A 22,112-nucleotide genomic window follows, 5' to 3' on the forward strand; every position below is an offset into this window, starting at 1 on the left:
TCTCACATATTATTTAGTCGTTGTTGGCAAGTAGTCTGTGTCTAATCCAAAACAACGTGGGCCAAAAATGGCGAGGGCTTCAGGCGTGCGCATAAGATCTGGAACTGAGGTTGCGATGACGCATACTCGTTGACCGAAGCGTATGGTTTCAGCGGTGATAGGTTCTGCATTGTCGCTATCAACTATCGCTATTATGTCGGGCACGGTGGCGAGAAACCTGTCTTGGGTTTTGGCGCTTAAAAACTCATTTTGAAAGCTCAAATTGACCTCTTTTTCTCCATCAAAGGACTGCACTACACAGTGGCCAAAAGAGAAACCATCCCTTGTCACACGCTCAACGTCCACTACCTTGCCAGTAAGCAGTAACTTAGCTGGTGAGTAGTAATCGGTTTGGTTGAGGGCTGAGAGTAAAGATTGCACTGCGTTGTCGCCATTACGTCCCAGTCGTATAGCTTGGCCTAATTCCAACGCCAGAGTCATGGTGCCGTGTACTGCCCATTTTTTAAGTTGTTTACCGTTAAGGGGATAGCAAGAAAGCATGGCGCTCAATCCCATTTCGCCGACGACGCTACGGGCAAACCTTTCCGCTTTGGCCGCGCTGTCGGTGTCGATGACGACTTGATTGTTATGTTCATCTGTCATGACAACCGGCGAAATAGCGCAGCCATATACATTGAACGTCACCATCTCTAAACCAGGAAAAGCTCGTCCCATACCATCGCAGTTTACTAAGGGGAGTCCAGTTCGCGCTGCTGCAACCAAAGGCAAGCAAGAGTTAACGCCACCAATCTCTATCGGCATTAAGGCATCAATGGGTTTACCTAGACGTGTTTCCATCGCCTTAATCAGCAGGTCTATATCTTCGCCAGAACAGGCTTTTTCAATCAGAACTGTCGGCGCACCAATCATGGCAACTGAGATAATGATGGCGTCATCATCGAGTTCTTGAGCTGAAATAATGCGAGGAGCCCCGTAGGTTTTAATCGCCTCTTCTGCGAGTAAACGACCAATATAGGGATCGCCTCCTCCTCCAGCGCCGAGTAATGCGGCACCACGGGCATAATCTTCCAAGTCATTTAGGCTTAAGTTCATCAGCATGCCCTCTGGCTGGTTAAAAATAGTTGGCCTGTGGCACGAATACGAATTCGAGTGGCTTGACCTTTGATATAGCTTAGTGGCATCTCCTGTATATCAAGTATTGACACTGTGTCAGGAATTGCCCCAGCAACTATGGTGGCTTTAATGGCCATCTGTTTGGCGAGCTCAAGGCTTTCATCACGTTTGAGATCGTCATAATCAAAAATCTGATCGATATCGCCACTGACCATGCCTATGCTGGCACCGATGGCATTAGCAACTTCGGCATACTGAGGACGGATAATTTCCGAGATACCGGCAGGTATTTTATGGACTAATATATGGCCGCCACCGACTAAGATCAGTGGCACTTTAGCTCGGCTGGTTTTTATCTCATCAATGCCTTGGGATATGAGCTGGTTTATGGCTTGATTGATGGGGTCAAGTTGGGCGGCTTTTAATGTTATCAGCTCAGGTTTAGCCTCTTTAATGAATGTGGGGTCGCGTTTTAATGTACAGTCGGTTGCGGTTAATACGTCACCTCCAAAGCTGATGGCTTTCTCTTTTAACAGATAGCCAACGGATTGCGGACCGACAGTTCCTTTTATGGGATCACAGATGCTGCCACCGCCTAGCCCGATGGCGATAATATCTGGCATTCGAAAGTTAGTACGTACTCCACCAATATCCACATGCATACTCGACTCCCGTGGAAATCCTTGCTGCAACATGCCTATATCGGTTGTGGTTCCGCCAATATCGGCGACGATAGCCTCTTGTTGTCCACTGAGAAATGCCGCGCCTCGCATAGAGTTTGTTGGCCCAGAAGCAAAGGTCATGACCGGAAACTGACGCACAGCATCAGCAGTCATCAAGGTGCCGTCGTTTTGAGTGATATAGAGCGGAGCCTTGATATTGAGTTTTGTCAGCGAGCTTTCAAACGCGTCAACAACACGCTCTGCTAATTTGGCTAAACTGGCATTCATGATAGTGGAGTTTTCACGTTCAATAATACCGACTCGACCAATTTCATGTGACATGCTCACTGAAATATCGGTGCAGTGTGTGAGTAAGTACTGTTTTGCTCTTAGTTCAAACTCTTGATTGATAGGAGAAAAAACAGAGCTAATCGCAACAGAGGTGAGGGAGTTAGCCAAGATACTGTCAATAACAGGATCCAGCGACGCCTCGCTGAAATCACTGTTCACGGCGCCATTGAAGTGATGGCCTCCTGAAAACATAAATACTTGCTGTTTAAAGCTATCGAGCATGGATTGAGGCCAGCCAGTCAAAGGGGGCAATGCTTTGGCTGTTGGCAGACCGAGTCGTATAATGGCGACATCATTGAGTTCACGGCGTTGCACAAATGCGTTGGTGAACGCCGTGGTGCCTATCATACAAAAATCAATCTCTTCGCTGCTAAGATCTGTCTGTTGCAGCACGTCTGTTACTGCATTCTCTATGCCTTGATAGATATTGTCGGTTGTTGTTTGCTTTGTGCTGGCAAGCACATGATGGCCACAAATTAATACAGCATCGGTATTTGTTCCGCCTACATCGACACCAAGACGTATGACATCATCGGTTTTTTGTTTATTGTTTGGTTTAGATTTTAGGTTGTTGCTCATTTGATGCTTCCTTGTGTTTTATTTAACATATCAGAAGGCTTGATTTAAAAATGAGCGAAAAGGAGTGGGTTTTAACTTAAAAAGGGTAGTTAACTTTTGTGGCGAAGGGTAATGGTTCAGATTTATAACTACAATCGATAGGATTATACATAGGTGAACAAGCTCATTTTATTATTTTCTAGCAGTGACTCAGGCAAATGAAAAACCACCTAAAAAGGTGGTTTTGTTGTTAAATAATGTCTTAATATTTCAGGTTTTCAATTGGCAATTCATTTATTTGAGAAGTAGTTCTCGACAAGTTGCTGCTTGTTCTCTGCCATTGGAGCATGGCATTGAGTACATGAATAGTATTGGTTGTTAAGGCTGCCCTTATCATCTTTGACATGTGAGATGTCGATAGGCGTTGCTTTACGCTTTTTGGCCTTATCCCAGCTGTGACAAGACATACAACCGTTTCTCTTCATGGTGATCTTGTAATCGGCCTTATGAGGGATCATAGGAGGCTGATGCACGAAATCACGCTCAATTGATGCTCCACGCTTCGGGTAGAGAGGCATTGCATCGGCTGCACGAATATCGCTTATCTCAGATTTACCGAGAGAGTTGACGTTCACAGACTCTGCTTGTGTATTAGCTTGCTGACCAGAGCAGGCACCCAGCGCTATGATAAGCGCGGCTGCAGTGAATAGTTTCTTCATTTTTTGTTCTCCGCTTTTAGGGCAATTCGATTTTGATACTGAAAAACGCGTTGGGCGCAGACATCGATACAACGGCCGCATTGAGTGCAATCACTGTCGGTTATCATCATCTGTTTTCCCTTTAGTGCAGGTTTAAGCACTTGTCTTTCTGGGCAAACAGTGAAGCAATCCATGCAGTTATCGCAATTTTTAGCATTCACGGCGGATACTTTTACTGGGCTCAACTTGCCGATTAAGGCAAACAATGCGCCAGTGGGACACAGGTGGCTACACCAGGCTCGTTCGCTGATAAACAGGTCGAGTAGGAAGATGGCCAGTAATGTCCATAACCCACTACCGACGCCAAACAGCATAGCGCGGTAAAACAGGGGAACAGGGTTGACCCATTCCCATACGGTTATGCCTGTTAGAAGAGGTAAGCCAAGCACCATAACCAGTAGGTAATAACGTAAGTTTTTTGGCATCTCGCTGGTGCGAGGCAAATTAAACTGACGTCTTAACCAGCTTGCGCAGTCGGTTATAACATTGACTGGACATACCCAGCTGCAAAATACCCGGCCACCAGCTATCACATAAAATAGCGTGATAATGAGGGCACCAAGTAACAAGCTAAGCTCAGGGACATGACCTGTCATTAAAACTTGCAAGCTTACAAGTGGATCTGACAGGGGGATCATCCCCAATAACTCACTGGATGAGAGGTTTCCTTTTAGAAACCACAGTCCAAACCAAGGACCAATGGCAAATAGGGTAAATACACTAAGCTGGCTAGTACGTCTTAGAAAAAGGAACTTGTGGGCCCGCCACCATCCCAATTCATCGATTGCAGCCTGAGCAAAACTATCTTTTTTTATCGATAGTCTTTTCATAGTGAGATCCCCTTGTTTAACATCTCAAGTGTGGTCTCTTCTGTGTTGATATAAGTATCGTGTGATGCTGTTTTCCCCAATGCAATATGAGCGGGTAATATCTTGATTGCAGCTTCCTCTAAAACACACACATGTTCACATTTTCCACAGCCAGTACAGCTGTCGCTGTTGATGGTTGGTAAAAACATGGCGTGATGGTCGCTGCGATCATTATGTTGTCGCTCTAAGGTGATGGCATCATCTATCAAGGGACAAACTCGATAGCAAACATCACACCTTAATCCTTTAAAGTTGAGACAGTTTTTCTCATCAATTAATACTGCTATTCCCATCTTGGCTTCATCAATATTGTCCAAGCTATGATCTAAGGCTCCCGAGGGGCAGACTTTGATACAAGGGATGTCATCGCACATCTCACAAGGGATGTTACGGGCGGTAAAATAGGGTGTCCCCGTTGCAGCACCTTCAAACCAGCGCGCCAGTTTCAGAGTGTCATAGGGGCAAGCCTCGACACATAAACCGCAACGAACACAAGCCGAGAGAAAACTGTTCTCCTCTAAGGCACTGGGTGGGCGAATAGCCAGAGGGTCAAGTCGTCGCGATTGATTCGCGGTTGCCGTTAACCCCATGCCCACTAAACCGACAACGCAACCCGCTTTGGCCGAAGTGGCTAAAAACTGGCGACGATTAACGCCTTTTGTTGTCGATTTAGTGGTATTCGCCCTACTCATGACCGTTTTCGTATCCTTTTTTGTGTCTTGGCTCAAGCAGCGCTTAGCTCAAGAAAGAGTTAATAAATTATGCTTTCATCACTTTGACTGGGCACTTCTTGAAATCTGTCTCTTTTGAGAGCGGATCAGTTGCGTCCAGTAGCAGCTTGTTAACCAGCTGACGCGCGTCGAAGAATGGCATAAACGCCACGCCTCTTGGCGGCTTATTACGGCCCTTAGTTTCAACACGGGTTTTCACTTCACCACGGGGGGAGGCGACAATCACTTCATCTCCACGCTTAAGGCCACGGGCCTTGGCATCTTCAGGATGAAGGAATATTTGTGCATCAGGGTAAGCACGGTAAAGCTCAGGTACACGGGCTGTCATTGAACCTGTGTGCCAATGTTCAAGTACGCGACCGGTTGATAACCATAGGTCGAACTCCTCATTTGGCTCCTCTGCCGCAGGCTCATAAGGTAGGGCAAATATCACAGCCTTACCGTCGGGCTTGCCATAGAAATTGAACTCTTCCCCCGCCTTCAGGTAGGGATCGCCTTTAGAGAAACGACGTAGAGTTTCTTTACCATCAACCACAGGCCAGCGTAGACCACGTGTTTCATGGTAGGTGTCGAAATCTGCGAGATCATGGGCATGACCACGACCAAACTGGGCGTACTCTTCAAATAGGCCTTTTTGCACGTAGAAACCAAAGGCATCAGCTTCATCGTTAAGCTCGGCTTTACACTCAGAGCTTGGGAATTTATCCACTACCCCGTTAGCAAAAAGCACATCATAAAGCGTCTTTTCTGCGTACTCAGGTTTCTTAGCTATTAACTCAGCAGGCCAAACTTCAGAGACCTTAAAGCGCTTAGAGAACTCAACTAACTGCCATAGATCAGACATCGCGCCTTTAGGGGCTTTTACCTGCTGGTGCCACATGTGAGTACGACGCTCGGCATTACCGTAAGCCCCTTCTTTCTCAACCCACATTGCAGTAGGCAGAATAAGATCGGCAGCCATAGCTGACACTGTAGGGTATGGATCTGAGACAACGATGAAGTTCTCTGGATTACGGAATCCCGGTAAAATCTCTTCATTGATGTTAGGGCCTGCCTGAACATTGTTGGTACACATGGTCCAGTAACAGTTCAGCTTGCCATCTTTAAGCATACGGCTCTGCTGTACGGCGTGGTAACCCGGCTTTGGCGGAATGCTGCCTTCAGGTAGTTGCCATAATTTTTCAGTGATAGCTCTGTGTTTAGGATTATTAACAACCATGTCGGCAGGTAGGCGGTGAGAGAAAGTGCCCACTTCACGCGCAGTACCACAAGCTGAGGGTTGACCCGTTAACGAGAACGGACTGTTACCTGGAGTCGCAATCTTGCCCGTCAATAAATGAATATTGTAGAGCATGTTGTTGGCCCAAACACCACGAGTGTGCTGGTTGATGCCCATGGTCCACAGACTCATCACCTTGATAGATGGGTCGGCATAAGCCTTGGCCATCAGTTCTAACTTCTCAGGCTCTACACCACTCATTTCTGCAGCATATTCGAGGGTGTAAGTGCTGACAAATTTGGCGTATTCATCGAAGCTTATCGGCGTTGATTTACCATTGCCTGGATTGGCTGCTTTTTGCTCTAAAGGATGCTCAGGACGCAAACCGTAACCAATATCTGTGGCGCCTAAAACAAACTTAGTGTGCTTGCTTACAAAGTCTTTGTTAACGGCATCATTTTCAATGATGTAGTTGGCAATATAGTTAAGAATAACCAGATCCGATTGAGGACGAAACACCATAGGGTTGTCGGCCAGATCGAAGCTACGGTTTTCAAAAGTAGAGAGTACGTGTACCCGACTTGTTGGGCTGCTTAAGCGGCGATCAGACAGGCGAGCCCATAGGATTGGGTGCATCTCTGCCATGTTGGCGCCCCACAATACAAAGTGGTCAGCTACTTCTAAGTCGTCGTAACAGCCCATCGGCTCATCAATGCCGAAGGTTCGCATAAAGCCTGCTACAGCAGAAGCCATACAGTGACGGGCATTAGGATCTAAGTTATTGGTGAGGAAACCTGCTTTGTGCAGTTTAGACGCGGCGTAGCCTTCCCAAATTGTCCACTGGCCTGAACCAAACATACCAACAGCGGTTGGCCCTTTGGTGTTAAGTGTGTGCTTCCACTTTTCAGCCATGATATCAAATGCGCTATCCCAACTAATTGGAGTAAATTCGCCTTCTTTATCGTACTTACCATCTGTCATACGTAAAAGTGGCGTGGTGAGACGATCCTTTCCGTACATGATTTTTGATAAGAAGTAGCCCTTAATACAATTTAGGCCTTTGTTGACTGGGCTTTCTGGGTCGCCTTTAGTGGCAACAACTTTGCCATTATTGGTACCGACCAAAACGCTACACCCTACGCCACAAAAACGGCATGGTGCTTTGTCCCATTTGATGTTGTCTTTCTGCTCAGCGGCTTCAACTATTCTCACTGGCAGAGTGACGCCTACTGCGGTTGCAGCGGCAACTGCAGCGTTGGCTTTCAGAAACTCGCGACGGCTAATGCTCATGGTGTTCCTCACTCTTTTGTTTTCTCGCTTTAAATTTATTGGTGTTCTTTGTTATTTTTATTTCTAGTATTCAAACTGGGTTAATCTTCTTCTATCGGCTCCACTTGGTGATAGATCAGGCTGCTATTTAGCACCCCTTCTAAAGCATTAATTGCTTCGACGTTATCTAAGATAGATCTTTGTGTTTCCCCCTCTAAGGTGATCACAAATTTTCCTTCATCGGTCACGGCGTGAATATCAGCGCCTTCGAGTAAACGTATTTTGGCTTCAACCAATGAGACTGCTTTGGGAGCCGCATGTACGACTAAACTGGTGACATGGTATTCCTGACTCATTTCGACTCTGCCTATATAAAGAAATGGTAGGTGGCGATTGGGGAAGAGCTTTAAGAGTGCCACCTACCAAGTTACAGCTGAGTCTAGACCTTACATTCACTGTGGGTATACCTAAGAAGAGGTATTAATGACATTAGTAGATCAAGATCAATGTTTTGTGCGTGATGGGCTTCACGTTTTGATCTTTATTATTTTTAGGCAATGAACAGTTTGATTAGTTGATAAAAAGCTTATTTAGCGATTGATTTTTGAACTATTATACCAATCAGTATAAAGATTTGATCGCTCAGCGAGAGTTTAGCGGTCCTGAGGCAAGGCAACGAGTGAAGAGCATAGTTATTCTACGGTTAAGCTCGTTAACACAGTATCAGAACCGCTAAAACTCGCCTGTAAGGAGTGTTTTTGGCTGCCTATTTCTGCGTTGAATGCACTCACAAGGGAACAACCATTATGTCATCCATTCGCCTTGAATTAGTTTGCCAAAAAACACTCTGAGTAGATCAACTTCTTATACTGATTGGTATTAGTAGGCAAGTCATTGGTCATATTGAAGATGATAGTTATTATCATTTAGAGGTGGTGGAACTAATTGGTGGTGATTCAAGTTAGGTATCATTTCAGAACCTAGGACCTAGAACTTTGATTTAGTATCCTGTTAATTCCATATATCCTTCGCCTTTGTGACTGCCGGATATCAATACGGGTCCTTCCCAATAGCGAATGCTTAATGGCATTTTTGCATTCGGATTTAGGGCTTCCATCTCAAGGTTTATGTTCTCTGAGGGGATGCTGATCTGCCATGAGGTTGGGTAACGAGTCGAGTCAATCTTGTGCCAGCTAGATGCCTTTATGGTGATGTCTTTAGAGGCGATGTTACGTCCACAGCCATCAGCAAACATGCGTCTACCGTTGTAAAAATGGGTGTCAGTGTCTGTTTGACCTCGAAGTTGGAACAACATCAAGGTTGAGCCATCATCTAGCCTAAGTGCAAACCAGTCCCAACCAGCTTGGGTCTTATTTAAAAATTGTGAACTCCACTCTCTATCGAGCCAAGCCTTGCCTGTCACTTGATGTAACTTACCTTGCAATGTGACCTGACCTGCGACGTCAATAAAGGGCTGACTATAGTAATGGGAAGCCACTGACCCATCAGCGCTTTTCTCGCTATAACCTTGCTCTCCCTGTCGTTGATAGGGAGCGTTCGAACCTAGTGCTAGCTGATAACTAAATTGGTCGCTAGCCACTGCCAAAGTTGCTGGAAACAACGTATCACCGGTGCCAGTCCATTGCCAGTTATCTATTTTGATGGTGAGTGGGTCGGTTGATACATCTGCCAGTTGAGGATGCTGCCTGGACCACCTCTCCTCGGCGAAATGTTTATCCGTAGTGGTGACTGCTGCATGGGTCATATAGAGCTGCTTACTCACCCACTTGCTGTCGGAAGCCTTTGCTGTTGCAAGGGGACCGAGTGGTATTTCAGTGCTATTTTCAGGGGAGAGTGCAATACGAAATTGGGTCCACTGCAGGCCGAGTTTCTCGCCTTGTGCGGTTTCCAAATTAGCGGTTAGATACCACCACTCCTGCCGAAAGTCAGGATGGGCCAAATGATCCTGAGGAAAGATGATGGCTCTGTCTCTATCGACTTGAGTGTAAGTCGCGTTACCCTCTGTTTGGTCGCTGTTTTGAGAGGGACCCATCAATTTACCCATAGAGAGAGATTGGTTCGAGGTTTGCGGCTCTGAACAGGCAGTGAGCATTGAAAGTAGAATTAAGCCTATTGCTCTTATTTTATTAGCTCTTTTTTTAGTCGATAGCGCCATCACAACACCTCCCTTTGCAAACTCGAGATAAGCGGGGTTCGGGTTTGACGATACAGGGGCATAGCGACAGCCAGTAAACTTGCAGTGAGCGCTAAAGCAACTACTTGGCCATAAGCAAGCCAATCCCACTCCATGGCAATGGACCAGCCAAAGGCTTGCAAGGTGATCTTATGGATTAACAGGTAACCTAATATTGCTCCGGTAGGTAGAGCAATTAAGCAGGTCAATAGTACAATAATGGCCATCTGAGTGAACACCATTTGAGTCAATTGAACTCTATTCACCCCCAATGTGTAAAGGCGCGCCATAGGGGCCATTCTAGCCTGAGTTAACATGAAACAGGCGCTGAAGAGACCGATCGCTGCGACCAATAAGGTCAAGGTGTTAAGCACTTGCGTGATAGAGAATGTTCTCTTAAACATCATGATGGCTTGCTGTTTTATCTTCTCCTGACTGTAGATCATGGCATCGGGGATTGAAAACTTATCCTGCAGAGCCTGCTTTAGTTTATCCGTGGAGCCGTTATAGCCCACTGCTAGACTCAAAGGGATGTTGGGAAAGCCTTGGGATTGCCAGAGCGTGGGCGAGATAATGATCTCGCCATAGGGGTTACCGTAATCATAAAACACCCCACCAACGGTAAATTGCATATCGGGGATCGCAGCTAGCATTAGACTGTCACCTAACTCAATATTAAGTTTTATCGCCAAAGGTTCACTTATCATCACCTGTTTCCCCGCCATTAATTCAGGCCACAGATCATTGACGGAGGATTTTAGCACCGAGGTCTCTTTGAGGGACACTTCATCACGGGTCACCAGCTTAATTGGTAGCTGTTGGTGCTGGCTCTTAAGATTCCACTGTTTGTAGATGGCATCGACATCACTGCGCTCGGCTAAGAAGGCCTCAATCTCCAGCATCTGCTCTGAGGCTGGTTTGATATAGAGCTCGGCATGTAACCGTGATTCAAGCCACTGCTTAAGCGTACTTTCGAAACTGCCGACTAAGGTATTCATTGAGATATTAGCTGTGAGAGCCAGTAACATAGCCATCATGGCCAGTGAAAGGGGAGCGATAAGCTCCTTAGTTTCGGCAATCTGATAATGCAGTAAACCTTTGAATCCAATCTGATGTTGCAGTTTACTCAACAGTTTAAGCAGTCGTTCAACCATCATGGACAGAGACCAGGGAAGAGCCAGAGGAATGGCGATGATCACCAAGCCCATCAATGCCATGCTGTAGCGATAATCTTGACTTAATGGCAGCAGTACGCAAGCGATAGTCGCTAAAGTTAATGCTGCAACTAACTGATGTTTTTGAGTCTTGACTGTACTGTTTATTTGACTGAAATGATTGGAATTACCCGATAGCGGTTGTCGAATGAGCTGCAATAACAGTGAACCACAAGCCGCTATGGCGGCAAATAGGGTAAGACCAAAGGCCTGAAACAACCAAGACCACTGCCAGTTCCCCGGTAAAATTTTAGCGCCATAGAGCTGTTCTAAAGTGACTGACACCATAGGTTGCAGCCAGTGACTTAACTGCAAGCCTAAGATAAATCCGATCACAGAACCTAAGATGACTAACATCAGCAGCTCGGTAAATAGCGCTGACATCAAAGCGGCTTTATCGACACCTAGTTGCTGAAGTTGGGTCAGTAATCTTTGGCGTTTCAGTAAACTGTAACGTACGCCGTTATAGGCGATAAACAAACCCACCACGAAGGCCAGCAGGCTCATGGCGGTTAGATTAAGATGGAAGCTCTCGGTCAAGGCCGTGAGACTATCGCCATTATCATTTTCAATCAGGCTACCACGTTGGCTGAGCAAGCCCTCGAGTTGTGGCTTTTGCGTCGAGATATCATTGAAGAGGGCAATGTAGCTTAGCTGTCCTCTCTGTTTGAGTATCTTTTGTGCCAAAGATATATCCATCAGGATGCTGGATCCCAGCTTGCTGTTGTCATCAAGGGAGACTATTTTAAGCTCAACACCTGAGAGTGAAAACGTAGCCTCTTTACCGAACTGCTCAGCCATCGACTGACTCATCATAACGATAGGGGCGCCGGATAATATCTCCCCCAGAGGAATAGAGGTCGAGAGCAGCGCTGATTGTTTGCTATTGTCGTTTGAACTGGTATCACTGCTGACTGTCAGTGACGTCAGCGCTGCGATTAGATCGCTCCCCTGTATTCGCCAGCGTCTGCCATCTGGGCTGGTGGCCACGCCTTCAATCACAGGCAAACTGCGATTAAATCCGGCTGCACGGAGATCAAAATAGACTGACTCATCCAAGTGTTTCTTGCCAAGACTGGGGATGATGTTCCACTTGGCTTGCAGGCTTAAGAGTTCGGTGGCCGAGCTGTAGCTTTGAATCGCATTCTCATTAGTCGCTCGTACCCCAGTTAGCAGCATGACGGCTAATATGATGCCGATACTGATGGCCCCTGCCTGTAGTGGTGCTTGACGGTAATGTGCTAGAAATAGCTGTAAGCTGAGCCAAAAACTGGTCATAGACAAGTGGCCTCGGGTTTGGTGCTGTTACTGGCCTTATTCATGGATTTTGCCATTATTTAGATGCCATCTTCGCTGCATAAAGTCAGCGCACTCTAAACTGTGGGTTACCATCAGGATCGACGTTTGATGTTCTCCTGCCAGTTCACACAAGAGTCCCATCACTTCCAAACTGGCTGTTTGATCTAAGTTACCTGTAGGTTCATCGGCTAAAATCAGTGGTGGTTTATGGGCTAAGGCTCGGGCGATAGCGACTCGCTGTTGCTGTCCGCCGGAGAGGCTCTCCATATGGCGATTCAACAGCTGACTTAGTCCTAATGCATCGGCTAAATGTTCGCACCAAGGATTCCAATCTTGGCCATTGAGCCTAAGAGGAAAGGCAATGTTGTCTTTGACGTTGAGCGGCGTGAGCAGGTTAAACTGCTGAAATACAACGCCAAGGGATTTTTGTCTGAATCGACTCCAATCCTTGTCTTGCCAATGAGTCGTATCCTGACCAAGTAGCGTGAGTGTGCCGCTACTTTTGTGATGGTTAGAATTTGAGTTTGAAGCTGAGCCAAAGTCAGCTGGCTCAAATCCTGCTATAAGATTAAGTAGGGTACTTTTACCACTTCCACTGGCTCCCGTTAACGCTATGGTTTGTCCCTTTGGTACAATAAGATCAAGGGTGTCCAGCACTGTGTGACGTTGGCCACCATCGATAAAAGTCTTGGTGATCCCAGTTAGCTGAACTAAGTGTTCGGTTGTGGTCATTCCAGCTTCATTCCTTGTTCAATTTGGCTTCTAGTTTGAATAGTCACCTGCCAGTACTGGTAAAAAGTTGAGAGGGACAAGCTTGTCTGGAGCAGCGAGACTTGAAACATCATAATCTGGAATACCACACACTGCGATGACAAGTGAGCTTACACTCAGAGATATGAGCAATTAAGTATTGCTTTACTGATACCCATTGCGTGTATTGTACCTTCTCAGTAGATAAACAGCGTGAAATTCAAGATATTGAAGAGATAAATCATACTGATTAATAGGGGGAGAATAAAGAGGGAGCTAATACCAATTAGTATCAGTATGTGATTGCTCTACGAGAATGTGTGCTTTTGATGCAAGGTTATTAATTGCTTCGGTGCTCTAGCATCCTCAGTAACAGCTCCTGTGTTACAACTCGCTTTTAGACTGTCATGACAGAAGGTATAAAATCGGAGCAGATAGACTAGATTAAAGCTCTAGATAAAGGGGTTAGCGAAGTGTCTGGCCGGCGGTTATTGTCGCCAGAATACAGCGTAGATGTTGTGCTTGGTTGGTATATGTAGTCTTAGAGTTATCAGTCATGGTTGCAATTTTTTGTAACAAAGTCGGTACCAACATTGGAGGAATCGCCTTGGAAAAATACCAACCTTGGATCAAATTTATGTTCTCATTGGTTAACCAGTTCAAATCATTCTGGGTTTCCACCCCTTCGACTAACAGTGGGATACCTAATAAATCAGCAGTTCCTTTGATCAATCTGAGTAAAGCGGCGATATGTGGGTTAATTGATACTCCATGAACAAATTGCCTATCGACCTTAAGCAGATTACAGTCGATATCTTTAATCGTGGCGATATTGGACATTCCAGTGCCAAAGTCATCAATGGCTATTTTGAACCCAGCCTCTTTGAGGTGTGAGATATGTGTTGAAAATAATTTTTCATCTAGGGAGAAACCACCTTCGGTGATCTCCAGTTCAACATCAGTGCAATCGAGTCCGTGTTCATCAAGTGCCTTTTGTAGATCACCTAGCAAGGAAGCTGTGTGTAGTGTGGTTCTAGACAGATTGGTCGATACCTTAGGAATAGTTAATCCATTCGCCTTCCAACTCGCGATATCTCGACATACTTTACGGAAAATCACTAGATCCAATGCTGGGATCATTCCCATTGATTCGACTATGTCTAATACTTGCCAAACAGGCGTATTTGAATAACGAGAGTTGTTCCAACGCATCAAGGCTTCGAAGCCGATTAAAGAGCCGTTTTCCATATTAATTTGAGGCTGGTAAAAAGCAGTGAGATGGTTATCTACTTCGTCTTGGTGCATACAGGCTCTTATATCAATAGACAGCTGATTGTTACAACCCTTTTCTTGATAGTGGATGTTGGAAATGCCTAAGCTTTTCTTTTCAACTGAAGCTAATTCCGCCATGCCAATAAGTGCAGCTGCACTGGCTTCATTTGCTTGAGTACAGGCAATGCCAGCATTAACGGTAACAGTTGTGGTGATACCTGATAGGGTTATCGGTGCAACTAATAACCCCAATAAGTTCTCGATACTTTGTTGATCTTGTTCTCCCATTAAAGAAAAGGCAAAATTACCATGGCCAAAGTGAGACACCAATTGATCACTCTGGGCCCAACTATTAAATCTGCGCCCAATAGTGGCAATTAGCTCATTTCGAAACTCAGGACCATAGATTTTACAGATATGTCGTAATCTTTGGATATGAATTGTTCCGACGGAAAATTGCTCACTTTTATTATTCATCAAGCCCTGTAATTGTCGTTGAAAGCACTGTTTATTCGAGAGTTGGGTGATTTCACATTTATATTGTGTCTCCAGTGCTTGAGCTAGGTATGCGCTCAAACATTTTATGACCAAAGCCATCTTGTCAGTTATTTCTATCGGTTTGGTATCCATTACCCATAAGGTACCGATAGCAAAACCATGTTCACCATGAAATGGTGCTGCGGCATAAAAGCGAATCTTAGGGTCATTAACAACCAAGGGGTTATTCATGAAACGTTTATCTATGGCAGCATTTTCTACCACAAACAAAGGTAGAGTGGACTCTATTGCTTCTGTACAAAATGTGCCTTCTCTAGCTAGGTAATTGGCGTCAATACCGTAATGAACTTTGATCCATACTTTATCGCTGTCAATAACACTGACGCCACTGAAGGGAACATCACAAAGCTGCGCCAACAAAGTTACCAGAGATTTTAATGACGATTCACTCTCCTCTATGACCGATAGATAGTGACTCAACTCTTTTATTCTGAGTTGGTCTGATTGGCGACGTCCAACATGAAAGATACTAGATTCAGTCATTAATGGTTAACCTTTTTAATGCTTTGCTGTGAGTACTCAAAAAGTTAAGCGATGAGATAGGTACTAAAGTATAGACGGGGATATTAATCTAGTCGGATGTTTTAATTGCTCACGCTTGCTCTGGCCCGTTATTCAAGTTGGTTTACTGTGGTTATCCAGTTGTTTATCGTGACTTTTTGGTCTATGGTGGGTGATTGCTTTGATTTGAGTTGTTAGCTTTAGACTAGAGGAAAACAATTTACTATTAGCCAATATTTGGCGTTATCGTTGAAGGCTCACGTTGGTATTTAGTTGTAGATTCAATCTGATTAGTGTTATCCAGTCATTGTTTTTGTGTATGTTGAACTCTAATGTTAAGAGCTGGAATAAAAAATCTAGGTAAATGAATATTTATTCTTGACTCAAAGGCTAATCGGGATTATTTTCTCGCGCGATGTTTTAACCTGATGGAATAAATTGCTTTTTCGATCGGGGGGATTCTAGAATAAAGCAGCGATAAGTTTAGAAGGGGCATGGCGCTCATTCTAAGTCTTGTGATTAATTTGCCATTTTGGCTCTATTAAAAGGACCTTAGCGCATGTCTGAACCGACAGCATTAAGTCTTATTCCACCTGTGGTGGTCCTGGTGTTAGCAATCGTGCTACGCCGCCCAATCCTTTCGTTAATTATTGGTGCTTTAGTGGGACTCGTTATGCTCGATCCCGCCAACTTACTCACTAACTTTACCGATATATCCCTTTCAGTGATGAGTGACGAGACTATTGGCTGGCTTATTCTAGTCTGTGGTGGCTTCGGTGCCTTGATCGCTTTATTGGTGAAAACTGGTGGGTCGATGGCATTTGGCCGTCATGCATTGAAGTTGGCTAAAGGCCCTAAGTCTTCACTGTTTATGACCTTTGTTTTAGGTGTTGTGATCTTTATCGATGATTACTTGAATGCCTTGACGGTTGGTTCAACCATGAAACGTGTGACCGATAAGTTTAAGGTCTCACGAGAGATGTTGGCTTATGTGGTGGATTCTACTGCAGCACCTATCTGTGTACTTGTACCGCTATCGACTTGGGCTGTGTTTTTCGGCGGACTGTTGGTTGATAACGGCGTTGCTGCTGAAGGGCAGGGCATTGCTGTCTACATGCAGGCTATTCCATATATGCTGTATGCCTGGTTAGCCGTTGCTATGGTGTTATTAGTGATCTTAGGGATAGTGCCAGCCTTTGGTCCTATGAAGAAAGCGCAACTAGCGGCTTCTCAAGGTGAACCCGCTTTAAAACAGATGGATCGGGATGAAGTACAAACTTCTGACGAATACGCTGTTAAAGCGATTGAAGATGAATTTAAACACGCCGATGATCAAGGCAAACTGCATAACTTTTTTGTACCTATTATCCTGCTCGTCGGGTTTACCGTCTATTTCGATATTGATGTATTAAAAGGGTTAGTCGCAACCTTGGCAATAACCTTGCCTTACTACGGTCTGCAAAAGTTGATGCCTCTGTCTGAGATGATGGAGCAGATGATCGATGGTTTTAAAAACATGCTTCCCGCTATTGGGACGGTGATCGCGGCATTTATCTTTAAAGATGTCTGCGATAAGCTGATGCTACCTCAGTATGTTATCGATAGTCTTAGCCCCTTTATGACACCAGAACTTCTGCCTGCTGTCGTGTTCCTAAGTATGTCAATATTGGCTTTTGCAACGGGGTCAAGTTGGGGGATTTTTGCCGTTTCAATTCCTATTGTAATGCCATTGGCACAGTCAGTAGATGCTAATATTCCCTTGGTCATTGGCGCTCTATTGTCAGCTTCCTCTTTTGGTAGTCAGGCGTGTTTCTATTCAGACTCCACGGTATTGGCGGCTCAAGGTTCAGACTGTAATTTGATCAGTCATGCTGTGACACAGCTCCCCTATGCCTTAATCGCAGCTGGCGTGGCTTTTGTCGGTTTTCTTTTCTTGGCATAAAGGTGTTTAGTGGGAACTTAGATTAAGACTTTTTTGATAAAGCAGAGCGCAGGCTCTGCTTTTTTTATGAAGATTATAGTGCTTGGTGATTACCGTCTTATAATCTCAATAAGCTAAATTAGAGGGGTTTAATGAAATCTATGTTAAGTTATGGTTAAATTCGTGTCTTAACAGTGTTTCAAAGGTACTTCTTTGGTGGTTGCTAAAAACAGATCAAATGTGTCAGATATTTTTATCAATTACTCGAATAAACTAAAGCGAGTCATTGGTCAAATTGTTAGACCTGACGATATCGATGATATTGTGCAAGACACTTTTGTTCGCAGTTATGAAGCAGAGCTAAAGCAAGAAATTAAGTATGTTCGTAGCTATATGCTTAAAACAGCAAAACATTTGGCATTGAATCATGTTGCTAAGTCGGCCTATAAATTCAATCACTCTATTGAAGAATTTGTTGAAACACCTATTGAACTTATCTCTACATCATTTGAATCTGAATTTGAAAGCAAAGAGCGTTTTTTGTTTTTTTGCCGCGCTACGGATCAGCTTTCTGGTTCTGTTCGAAAGTGTTTTATCTTGAAAAAGGTGTATGGTTTAAGTCAAAGTGAAATTGCAAAATTTCTTAATATTAGCGAAAGCACAGTCGAAAAGCATGTCGCGAAGGGCTTATTTAACAGCGTACAATATATGGAAAAAATGAGTGCTCATAGTACTCAATGTGATTCATCTGGTCGTGTTGCCGCTTCATTAGATAGATCATCAAGCAATCAAAATGATCAGTCTAATGTAAAAGAGTTTATCAGCAGATGAGTACAATCAAGCAGTTTTACAGTAAGGAATACCTCCAAGAGCAAGCCTCTTTGTGGATTAGTCGTATCGATAGAGGCTTGTCTGATACTGAAATAGAGTCATTGTCAAAATGGGTAGGCGAAAATAAGGCTAATCAAGATGCTTTGTTTGATATGGCCTCATATTGGGATGATTTAAGCGTCCTAAATGAGTTGAGTGTACTTTTTCCTCTTGAACAATCTAATGCTAAATCAAAATGGCGATTCCTTGCAATTGCTGCAAGTTTTCTGTTGCTCAGCTTTATTGGTGGGAACTGGATTTTTGATAGTCCGTTGTCCCAATTTATTCAGGGAGAATCCCAAGACTATGTACAGACGTTAACAACCCCTATAGGTCAGCAAACCACCTTTTCGATGCCAGATGGTACTCGAGTTTTATTAAATACAAACAGTGTTGTCGAAGTAAAATATTCATCAAACTATCGTCAACTTACCCTTGTGAGAGGGGAGGCTAAATTTGATGTGGCTAAAGATAAGTTGAGGCCATTTAGCGTTACTGTTGGTAAACAATCAGTTACTGCATTAGGCACTATTTTCAATGTACAGAAAAATAGTGAATTTGAGATGGAGTTAGTGGTTACTCACGGCAGAGTGTTGGTCACTTCAGCAGACAAGAGTATTGAACAAATCACCCAATCGTTGAAGAGTGCGTCGAAAGCAAGCTTACCAGGCCTATTAGTATCAACAGGTGAGAAGGTGGTGATTGCTGAAAACAGTAATCTAGCCATCGAAACTTTGCCGTTAGACCAAATGCAACGAGACCTGGCTTGGCAGCAAGGCATGCTTATTTTTGAGGGGGAGCCCTTGTCGCAAGCATTAGATGATGTGAGCCGTTACACATCAGCCAAGTTTGATATTGTCGATCCTGAGTTATCGCAGTTGAAAGTGGCTGGGTATTTTAAAGCGGGCGATGTGGATGGGTTATTGGCTTCGTTAAACAGTAACTTTAGCATTGTTTTTGTTAAAGATAGTGACAACGTTATCCATTTAACGGCTGCTACTGACGCAAAGGTTAAAAAAAATTTAAAAGTACCATAGAGGATTTTTCTTTCTGAACTGTTTATTAATACTGCGTAGATGGCAAACATTGGTTTGTCCGAAGCAAATTACGATAATACAAACATGCTGCCTGATGCTGAGCTGTACGGTGTTATTTTTTACTCCGTATGCGTTAGCCGATAATTTGATTCGCTTTGATATTGATAAACAACGAGCTGATAAAGCCATTATTGAGTTTGCTAAACGGTCTAATCAAACGATAGTTTTTCCGTTTGATTTAACTAAAAAGCATGAATCAAATAATTTAAAAGGTTATTACTCAGTTACTTCCGGTTTAAAAAAATTACTAAATGGTACTGGATTAATCGCTGTTGTTAATCTCTCTGGTCTATTGAGCATTCAAGCTGATGAACAGGATAGGATAAATACAATAATGAAAAAAACAACAATTGCAGCGCTAATTCCTCTGGTGATAGGGACAACAACTCCGGTTGCACAAGCTGAAGATGCAGCACAACTTGAGGATGAAATTGAATCAATCTCGGTGATCGGCAGTCGTGTTCCCGGTCGAAGCTCAAATGAGTTGCCTGTTCCTGTCGATATTCTGACAGCTGAGGACTTGGCTAATACGGGTCAAACTGAAGTCGGACGCATGCTACAAGCTATCGCCCCTTCATTTAACTTTTCAAGTTCAGCAATCAGTGACGGTACGGATGCATTACGCCCGGCAACACTGCGTGGTCTAGGCCCTGATCAAACCTTAGTATTGATTAACGGCAAGCGACGTCACCAAGCGAGCCTTATCCACATCAATACATCCGTTGGTAGAGGCACTGCGGGTACCGACATGAATGCGATCCCAGTGGCTGCAATTAAGCGTATTGAAGTATTGCGTGATGGCGCTGCTGCTCAATATGGATCAGATGCTATCGCAGGTGTGATTAACATTGTGTTAAAAGATGCCGATGATGGCGGTAAGATCGGTGTTTCCTATGGAGAGTATTCAGAAGGTGATGGTGAAACCACCAATATTGATATCACCAAGGGATTTGCATTAGGGGATGATGGATTTTTAGATGCAACGTTTAATTTTAGGGATCGTGGGTCGACTAATAGAGCCGGACTTCATGGTTCTTGCCAGTTCTCTGGGTGCACCGATGCAGGAAATGGCGCAAAATTAGCGGGTGATCCTCGTGAGCTCACAGCGAGTAGAAATACGTTTCGAATTGGTGATGCAAAATCTGAGCAGATTGGTGTTGTGGTTAATACGGGGTTTGAGCTTGATGAAGGTGAACTGTATGGCTTTATCACCTACTCACATCGTGACAACGAGTCAGCCGCTTTCTTCCGCCACAACAATAACAATGGTGGTAACGCTCCTTTACAAGATGGTGATGCGACGATACCTGCGGGCTTCCTGCCTAAAATCAACTCCAAGATCAGTGATGTATCATATAACTTTGGTTACAACACCGAGTTTGATAATGATGCAACGTTAGATCTGTCATACACCTATGGTCGTAATAAAATTGACTATACAACCAGTGACACGATTAACTCATCTTACGCAAACTCACTACTTTATACCTCTACCATGACGGCTGATGAAATTAGATCTTCCGTGCCTCGTGAAGGTTTTGCTTATGGATTAGAGCTTTCATTGCAAACCATCAATTTGGATTATACCCAACAGTTTGATCTGTTTGGTCTGGCCATGGGAGCAGAAATAAGGACTGATGAATACCGTGTAAATCCTGGGGAAGAGTATTCTTATCGAGATTATGACACCGAGTCAGGTGTGAGTTTGTATGCCACGGATCGCAGTGCTGGTACTCAAGGTTTTGGGGGCATTGGTCCAGTTTCTGCAGTTGATGAGTCCCGTGATGTTATCTCATTTTATGCTGAGTTAGAGGCTGATATTACTGATGATTTGCTGGTGAGTGGTGCGGCACGTTATGACAATTATGATGGCTTCGGTGACAGTACTAACTTTAAGATAGCGGCAAACTGGTCAATCACTGATGATATTTCACTTCGAAGTGCTGCGAGTACGGGTTTTAGAGCTCCATCCATGCAGCAACTGTATTTCAACAATATTAGTACGCAGTTTATTACTAACCCTGCCGATCCTACAGGTGATCAAATTGCCGTGCAGATTGGTACTTTTAGAAACGACAGTGAGCTAGCAAAATCGATCGGTATTCCTGAACTAAAAGAAGAGGAGTCGACTAACTTCAGTGTTGGAGCTGTGTTCGACTTTGATTCTGGCATTAATTTAACGGTGGATTATTACGCTATTGATATCGATGATCGCATTGTTATCAGTAATAAATTGGGTTATGGCCTTAACAATCAGTTAGATAATGCACTTACTGCAGCCGGTGCTGGAGCGGGTCAGTTCTTCTTAAACGGTGCAGACACTGAGACAAGAGGTGTGGATATCATTGCTACTTGGAATACAGAAGTATTAAGCGGTGATCTGAAATTAACTTTTGCGGCTAATTTTACTAAAACAGAAGTGACAGATATTTTTACTCCACCTAACAGTGCGTTGGATGGGATCCCACCGGAAGACATTTTTTCTGAGCAGGATATCTCAATTATTGAAGATTGGCAGCCAGAGGATCGCATTAACCTTAATGGATTATACACAGTGGGTGATTTTAGCGTGAACTTAGCGTTTAATCGTTATGGTGAATACACGGTGACCGATGGTGATAGCCAAACCTATGGGGCAGAAATCTTAACCGATCTGAGAATTAATTATCATCTGACCGATAACTTATCATTCAATGTTGGCGGTAATAACATTTTTGATGTTTACCCTGATGAAAATGAGATTGGTAACTCAAGAACTGGCGTTATTGTTGATGGTGATGGCAATGAAATCGTCAACAGTCCTGGGGTGTTTACCTACTCACGCCGCTCTGCACCTTTTGGCTTTAATGGTGCTTATTTCTATGCCGGAGCTGAGTACAGTTTCTAGTCTAGTAATGTTGGTTTAA

15 protein-coding genes are annotated in these 22,112 nt (G+C 44.2%); 4 read left to right on the top strand and 11 right to left on the bottom strand.

The features are described 5' to 3' along the window. Positions 1 to 9: 9 nt before the first annotated feature. The 11 genes from HWQ47_RS03910 to HWQ47_RS03960 form a co-directional block, all read right to left on the bottom strand. On the bottom strand, positions 10 to 1,092 hold the full coding sequence (locus HWQ47_RS03910; RefSeq protein ID WP_269969882.1) for a DUF917 domain-containing protein: 1,083 nt from the start codon (positions 1,090 to 1,092) through the stop codon (positions 10 to 12). Continuing rightward, positions 1,092 to 2,705, bottom strand: a complete 1,614-nt coding sequence (locus HWQ47_RS03915) for a hydantoinase/oxoprolinase family protein (RefSeq protein WP_269969883.1) — start codon at positions 2,703 to 2,705, stop codon at positions 1,092 to 1,094. Before HWQ47_RS03915 ends, HWQ47_RS03910 begins: the two co-directional genes overlap by 1 nt. 269 nt (positions 2,706 to 2,974) lie before the next feature. Then, complete coding sequence (locus HWQ47_RS03920) at positions 2,975 to 3,403, bottom strand: nitrate reductase cytochrome c-type subunit (RefSeq protein WP_269969884.1); 429 nt, start codon at positions 3,401 to 3,403, stop codon at positions 2,975 to 2,977. After that, positions 3,400 to 4,272, bottom strand: a complete 873-nt coding sequence (gene napH / locus HWQ47_RS03925) for a quinol dehydrogenase ferredoxin subunit NapH (RefSeq protein ID WP_269969885.1) — start codon at positions 4,270 to 4,272, stop codon at positions 3,400 to 3,402. Before napH ends, HWQ47_RS03920 begins: the two co-directional genes overlap by 4 nt. After that, on the bottom strand, positions 4,269 to 5,003 hold the full coding sequence (napG, locus tag HWQ47_RS03930; protein ID WP_269969886.1) for a ferredoxin-type protein NapG: 735 nt from the start codon (positions 5,001 to 5,003) through the stop codon (positions 4,269 to 4,271). Before napG ends, napH begins: the two co-directional genes overlap by 4 nt. A 67-nt stretch (positions 5,004 to 5,070) precedes the next feature. After that, a complete protein-coding gene (gene napA / locus HWQ47_RS03935; RefSeq protein WP_269969887.1) occupies positions 5,071 to 7,551 on the bottom strand; it encodes a nitrate reductase catalytic subunit NapA in 2,481 nt (826 codons plus the stop codon). 80 nt (positions 7,552 to 7,631) lie between these two features. Then, a complete protein-coding gene (locus tag HWQ47_RS03940) occupies positions 7,632 to 7,886 on the bottom strand; it encodes a chaperone NapD (RefSeq protein ID WP_269969888.1) in 255 nt (84 codons plus the stop codon). A gap of 644 nt (positions 7,887 to 8,530) precedes the next feature. Beyond that, the gene (locus HWQ47_RS03945) at positions 8,531 to 9,706 is read right to left on the bottom strand and encodes a lipocalin-like domain-containing protein (protein ID WP_269969889.1); all 1,176 of its coding nucleotides are present in this window, start codon (positions 9,704 to 9,706) and stop codon (positions 8,531 to 8,533) included. After that, positions 9,706 to 12,216 carry an ABC transporter permease gene (locus tag HWQ47_RS03950; protein WP_269969890.1) on the bottom strand — a complete coding sequence of 837 codons (2,511 nt, stop codon included), beginning with the start codon at positions 12,214 to 12,216 and terminating at the stop codon, positions 9,706 to 9,708. Before HWQ47_RS03950 ends, HWQ47_RS03945 begins: the two co-directional genes overlap by 1 nt. A gap of 36 nt (positions 12,217 to 12,252) precedes the next feature. Next, positions 12,253 to 12,969, bottom strand: a complete 717-nt coding sequence (locus HWQ47_RS03955; RefSeq protein ID WP_269969891.1) for an ABC transporter ATP-binding protein — start codon at positions 12,967 to 12,969, stop codon at positions 12,253 to 12,255. A 483-nt stretch (positions 12,970 to 13,452) separates the two neighbouring features. After that, on the bottom strand, positions 13,453 to 15,300 hold the full coding sequence (locus HWQ47_RS03960) for a sensor domain-containing diguanylate cyclase (protein WP_269969892.1): 1,848 nt from the start codon (positions 15,298 to 15,300) through the stop codon (positions 13,453 to 13,455). Positions 15,301 to 15,877: 577 nt separating this feature from the next. On the opposite strand from HWQ47_RS03960, the gene HWQ47_RS03965 reads away from it, so the two are divergent. From HWQ47_RS03965 to HWQ47_RS03980, 4 genes are all read left to right on the top strand, one after another. Further along, entirely contained in the window at positions 15,878 to 17,260 is a 1,383-nt protein-coding gene (locus tag HWQ47_RS03965; protein ID WP_269969893.1) for a Na+/H+ antiporter NhaC family protein, read from the top strand. Between the two features lie 195 nt (positions 17,261 to 17,455). Next, positions 17,456 to 18,070: an RNA polymerase sigma factor gene (locus HWQ47_RS03970; protein WP_269969894.1), complete on the top strand. Its 615-nt coding sequence runs from the start codon at positions 17,456 to 17,458 to the stop codon at positions 18,068 to 18,070. Beyond that, entirely contained in the window at positions 18,067 to 19,146 is a 1,080-nt protein-coding gene (locus HWQ47_RS03975; protein WP_269969895.1) for a FecR family protein, read from the top strand. Before HWQ47_RS03970 ends, HWQ47_RS03975 begins: the two co-directional genes overlap by 4 nt. A gap of 94 nt (positions 19,147 to 19,240) precedes the next feature. Continuing rightward, a complete protein-coding gene (locus HWQ47_RS03980) occupies positions 19,241 to 22,093 on the top strand; it encodes a TonB-dependent receptor plug domain-containing protein (protein ID WP_269969896.1) in 2,853 nt (950 codons plus the stop codon). Positions 22,094 to 22,112: the final 19 nt, after the last annotated feature.

The sequence above is a fragment of the Shewanella sp. MTB7 genome (assembly GCF_027571385.1).
GTDB lineage: Bacteria > Pseudomonadota > Gammaproteobacteria > Enterobacterales > Shewanellaceae > Shewanella.

Coding starts and splice junctions, on each gene's coding strand:
- HWQ47_RS03910 (WP_269969882.1), bottom strand. CDS start 1,092: ATGAACTTAAGCCTAAATGACTTGGAAGATTATGCCCGTGGTGCCGCA.
- HWQ47_RS03915 (WP_269969883.1), bottom strand. CDS start 2,705: ATGAGCAACAACCTAAAATCTAAACCAAACAATAAACAAAAAACCGAT.
- HWQ47_RS03920 (WP_269969884.1), bottom strand. CDS start 3,403: ATGAAGAAACTATTCACTGCAGCCGCGCTTATCATAGCGCTGGGTGCC.
- napH (WP_269969885.1), bottom strand. CDS start 4,272: ATGAAAAGACTATCGATAAAAAAAGATAGTTTTGCTCAGGCTGCAATC.
- napG (WP_269969886.1), bottom strand. CDS start 5,003: ATGAGTAGGGCGAATACCACTAAATCGACAACAAAAGGCGTTAATCGT.
- napA (WP_269969887.1), bottom strand. CDS start 7,551: ATGAGCATTAGCCGTCGCGAGTTTCTGAAAGCCAACGCTGCAGTTGCC.
- HWQ47_RS03940 (WP_269969888.1), bottom strand. CDS start 7,886: ATGAGTCAGGAATACCATGTCACCAGTTTAGTCGTACATGCGGCTCCC.
- HWQ47_RS03945 (WP_269969889.1), bottom strand. CDS start 9,706: ATGGCGCTATCGACTAAAAAAAGAGCTAATAAAATAAGAGCAATAGGC.
- HWQ47_RS03950 (WP_269969890.1), bottom strand. CDS start 12,216: ATGACCAGTTTTTGGCTCAGCTTACAGCTATTTCTAGCACATTACCGT.
- HWQ47_RS03955 (WP_269969891.1), bottom strand. CDS start 12,969: ATGACCACAACCGAACACTTAGTTCAGCTAACTGGGATCACCAAGACT.
- HWQ47_RS03960 (WP_269969892.1), bottom strand. CDS start 15,300: ATGACTGAATCTAGTATCTTTCATGTTGGACGTCGCCAATCAGACCAA.
- HWQ47_RS03965 (WP_269969893.1), top strand. CDS start 15,878: ATGTCTGAACCGACAGCATTAAGTCTTATTCCACCTGTGGTGGTCCTG.
- HWQ47_RS03975 (WP_269969895.1), top strand. CDS start 18,067: ATGAGTACAATCAAGCAGTTTTACAGTAAGGAATACCTCCAAGAGCAA.
- HWQ47_RS03980 (WP_269969896.1), top strand. CDS start 19,241: ATGCTGAGCTGTACGGTGTTATTTTTTACTCCGTATGCGTTAGCCGAT.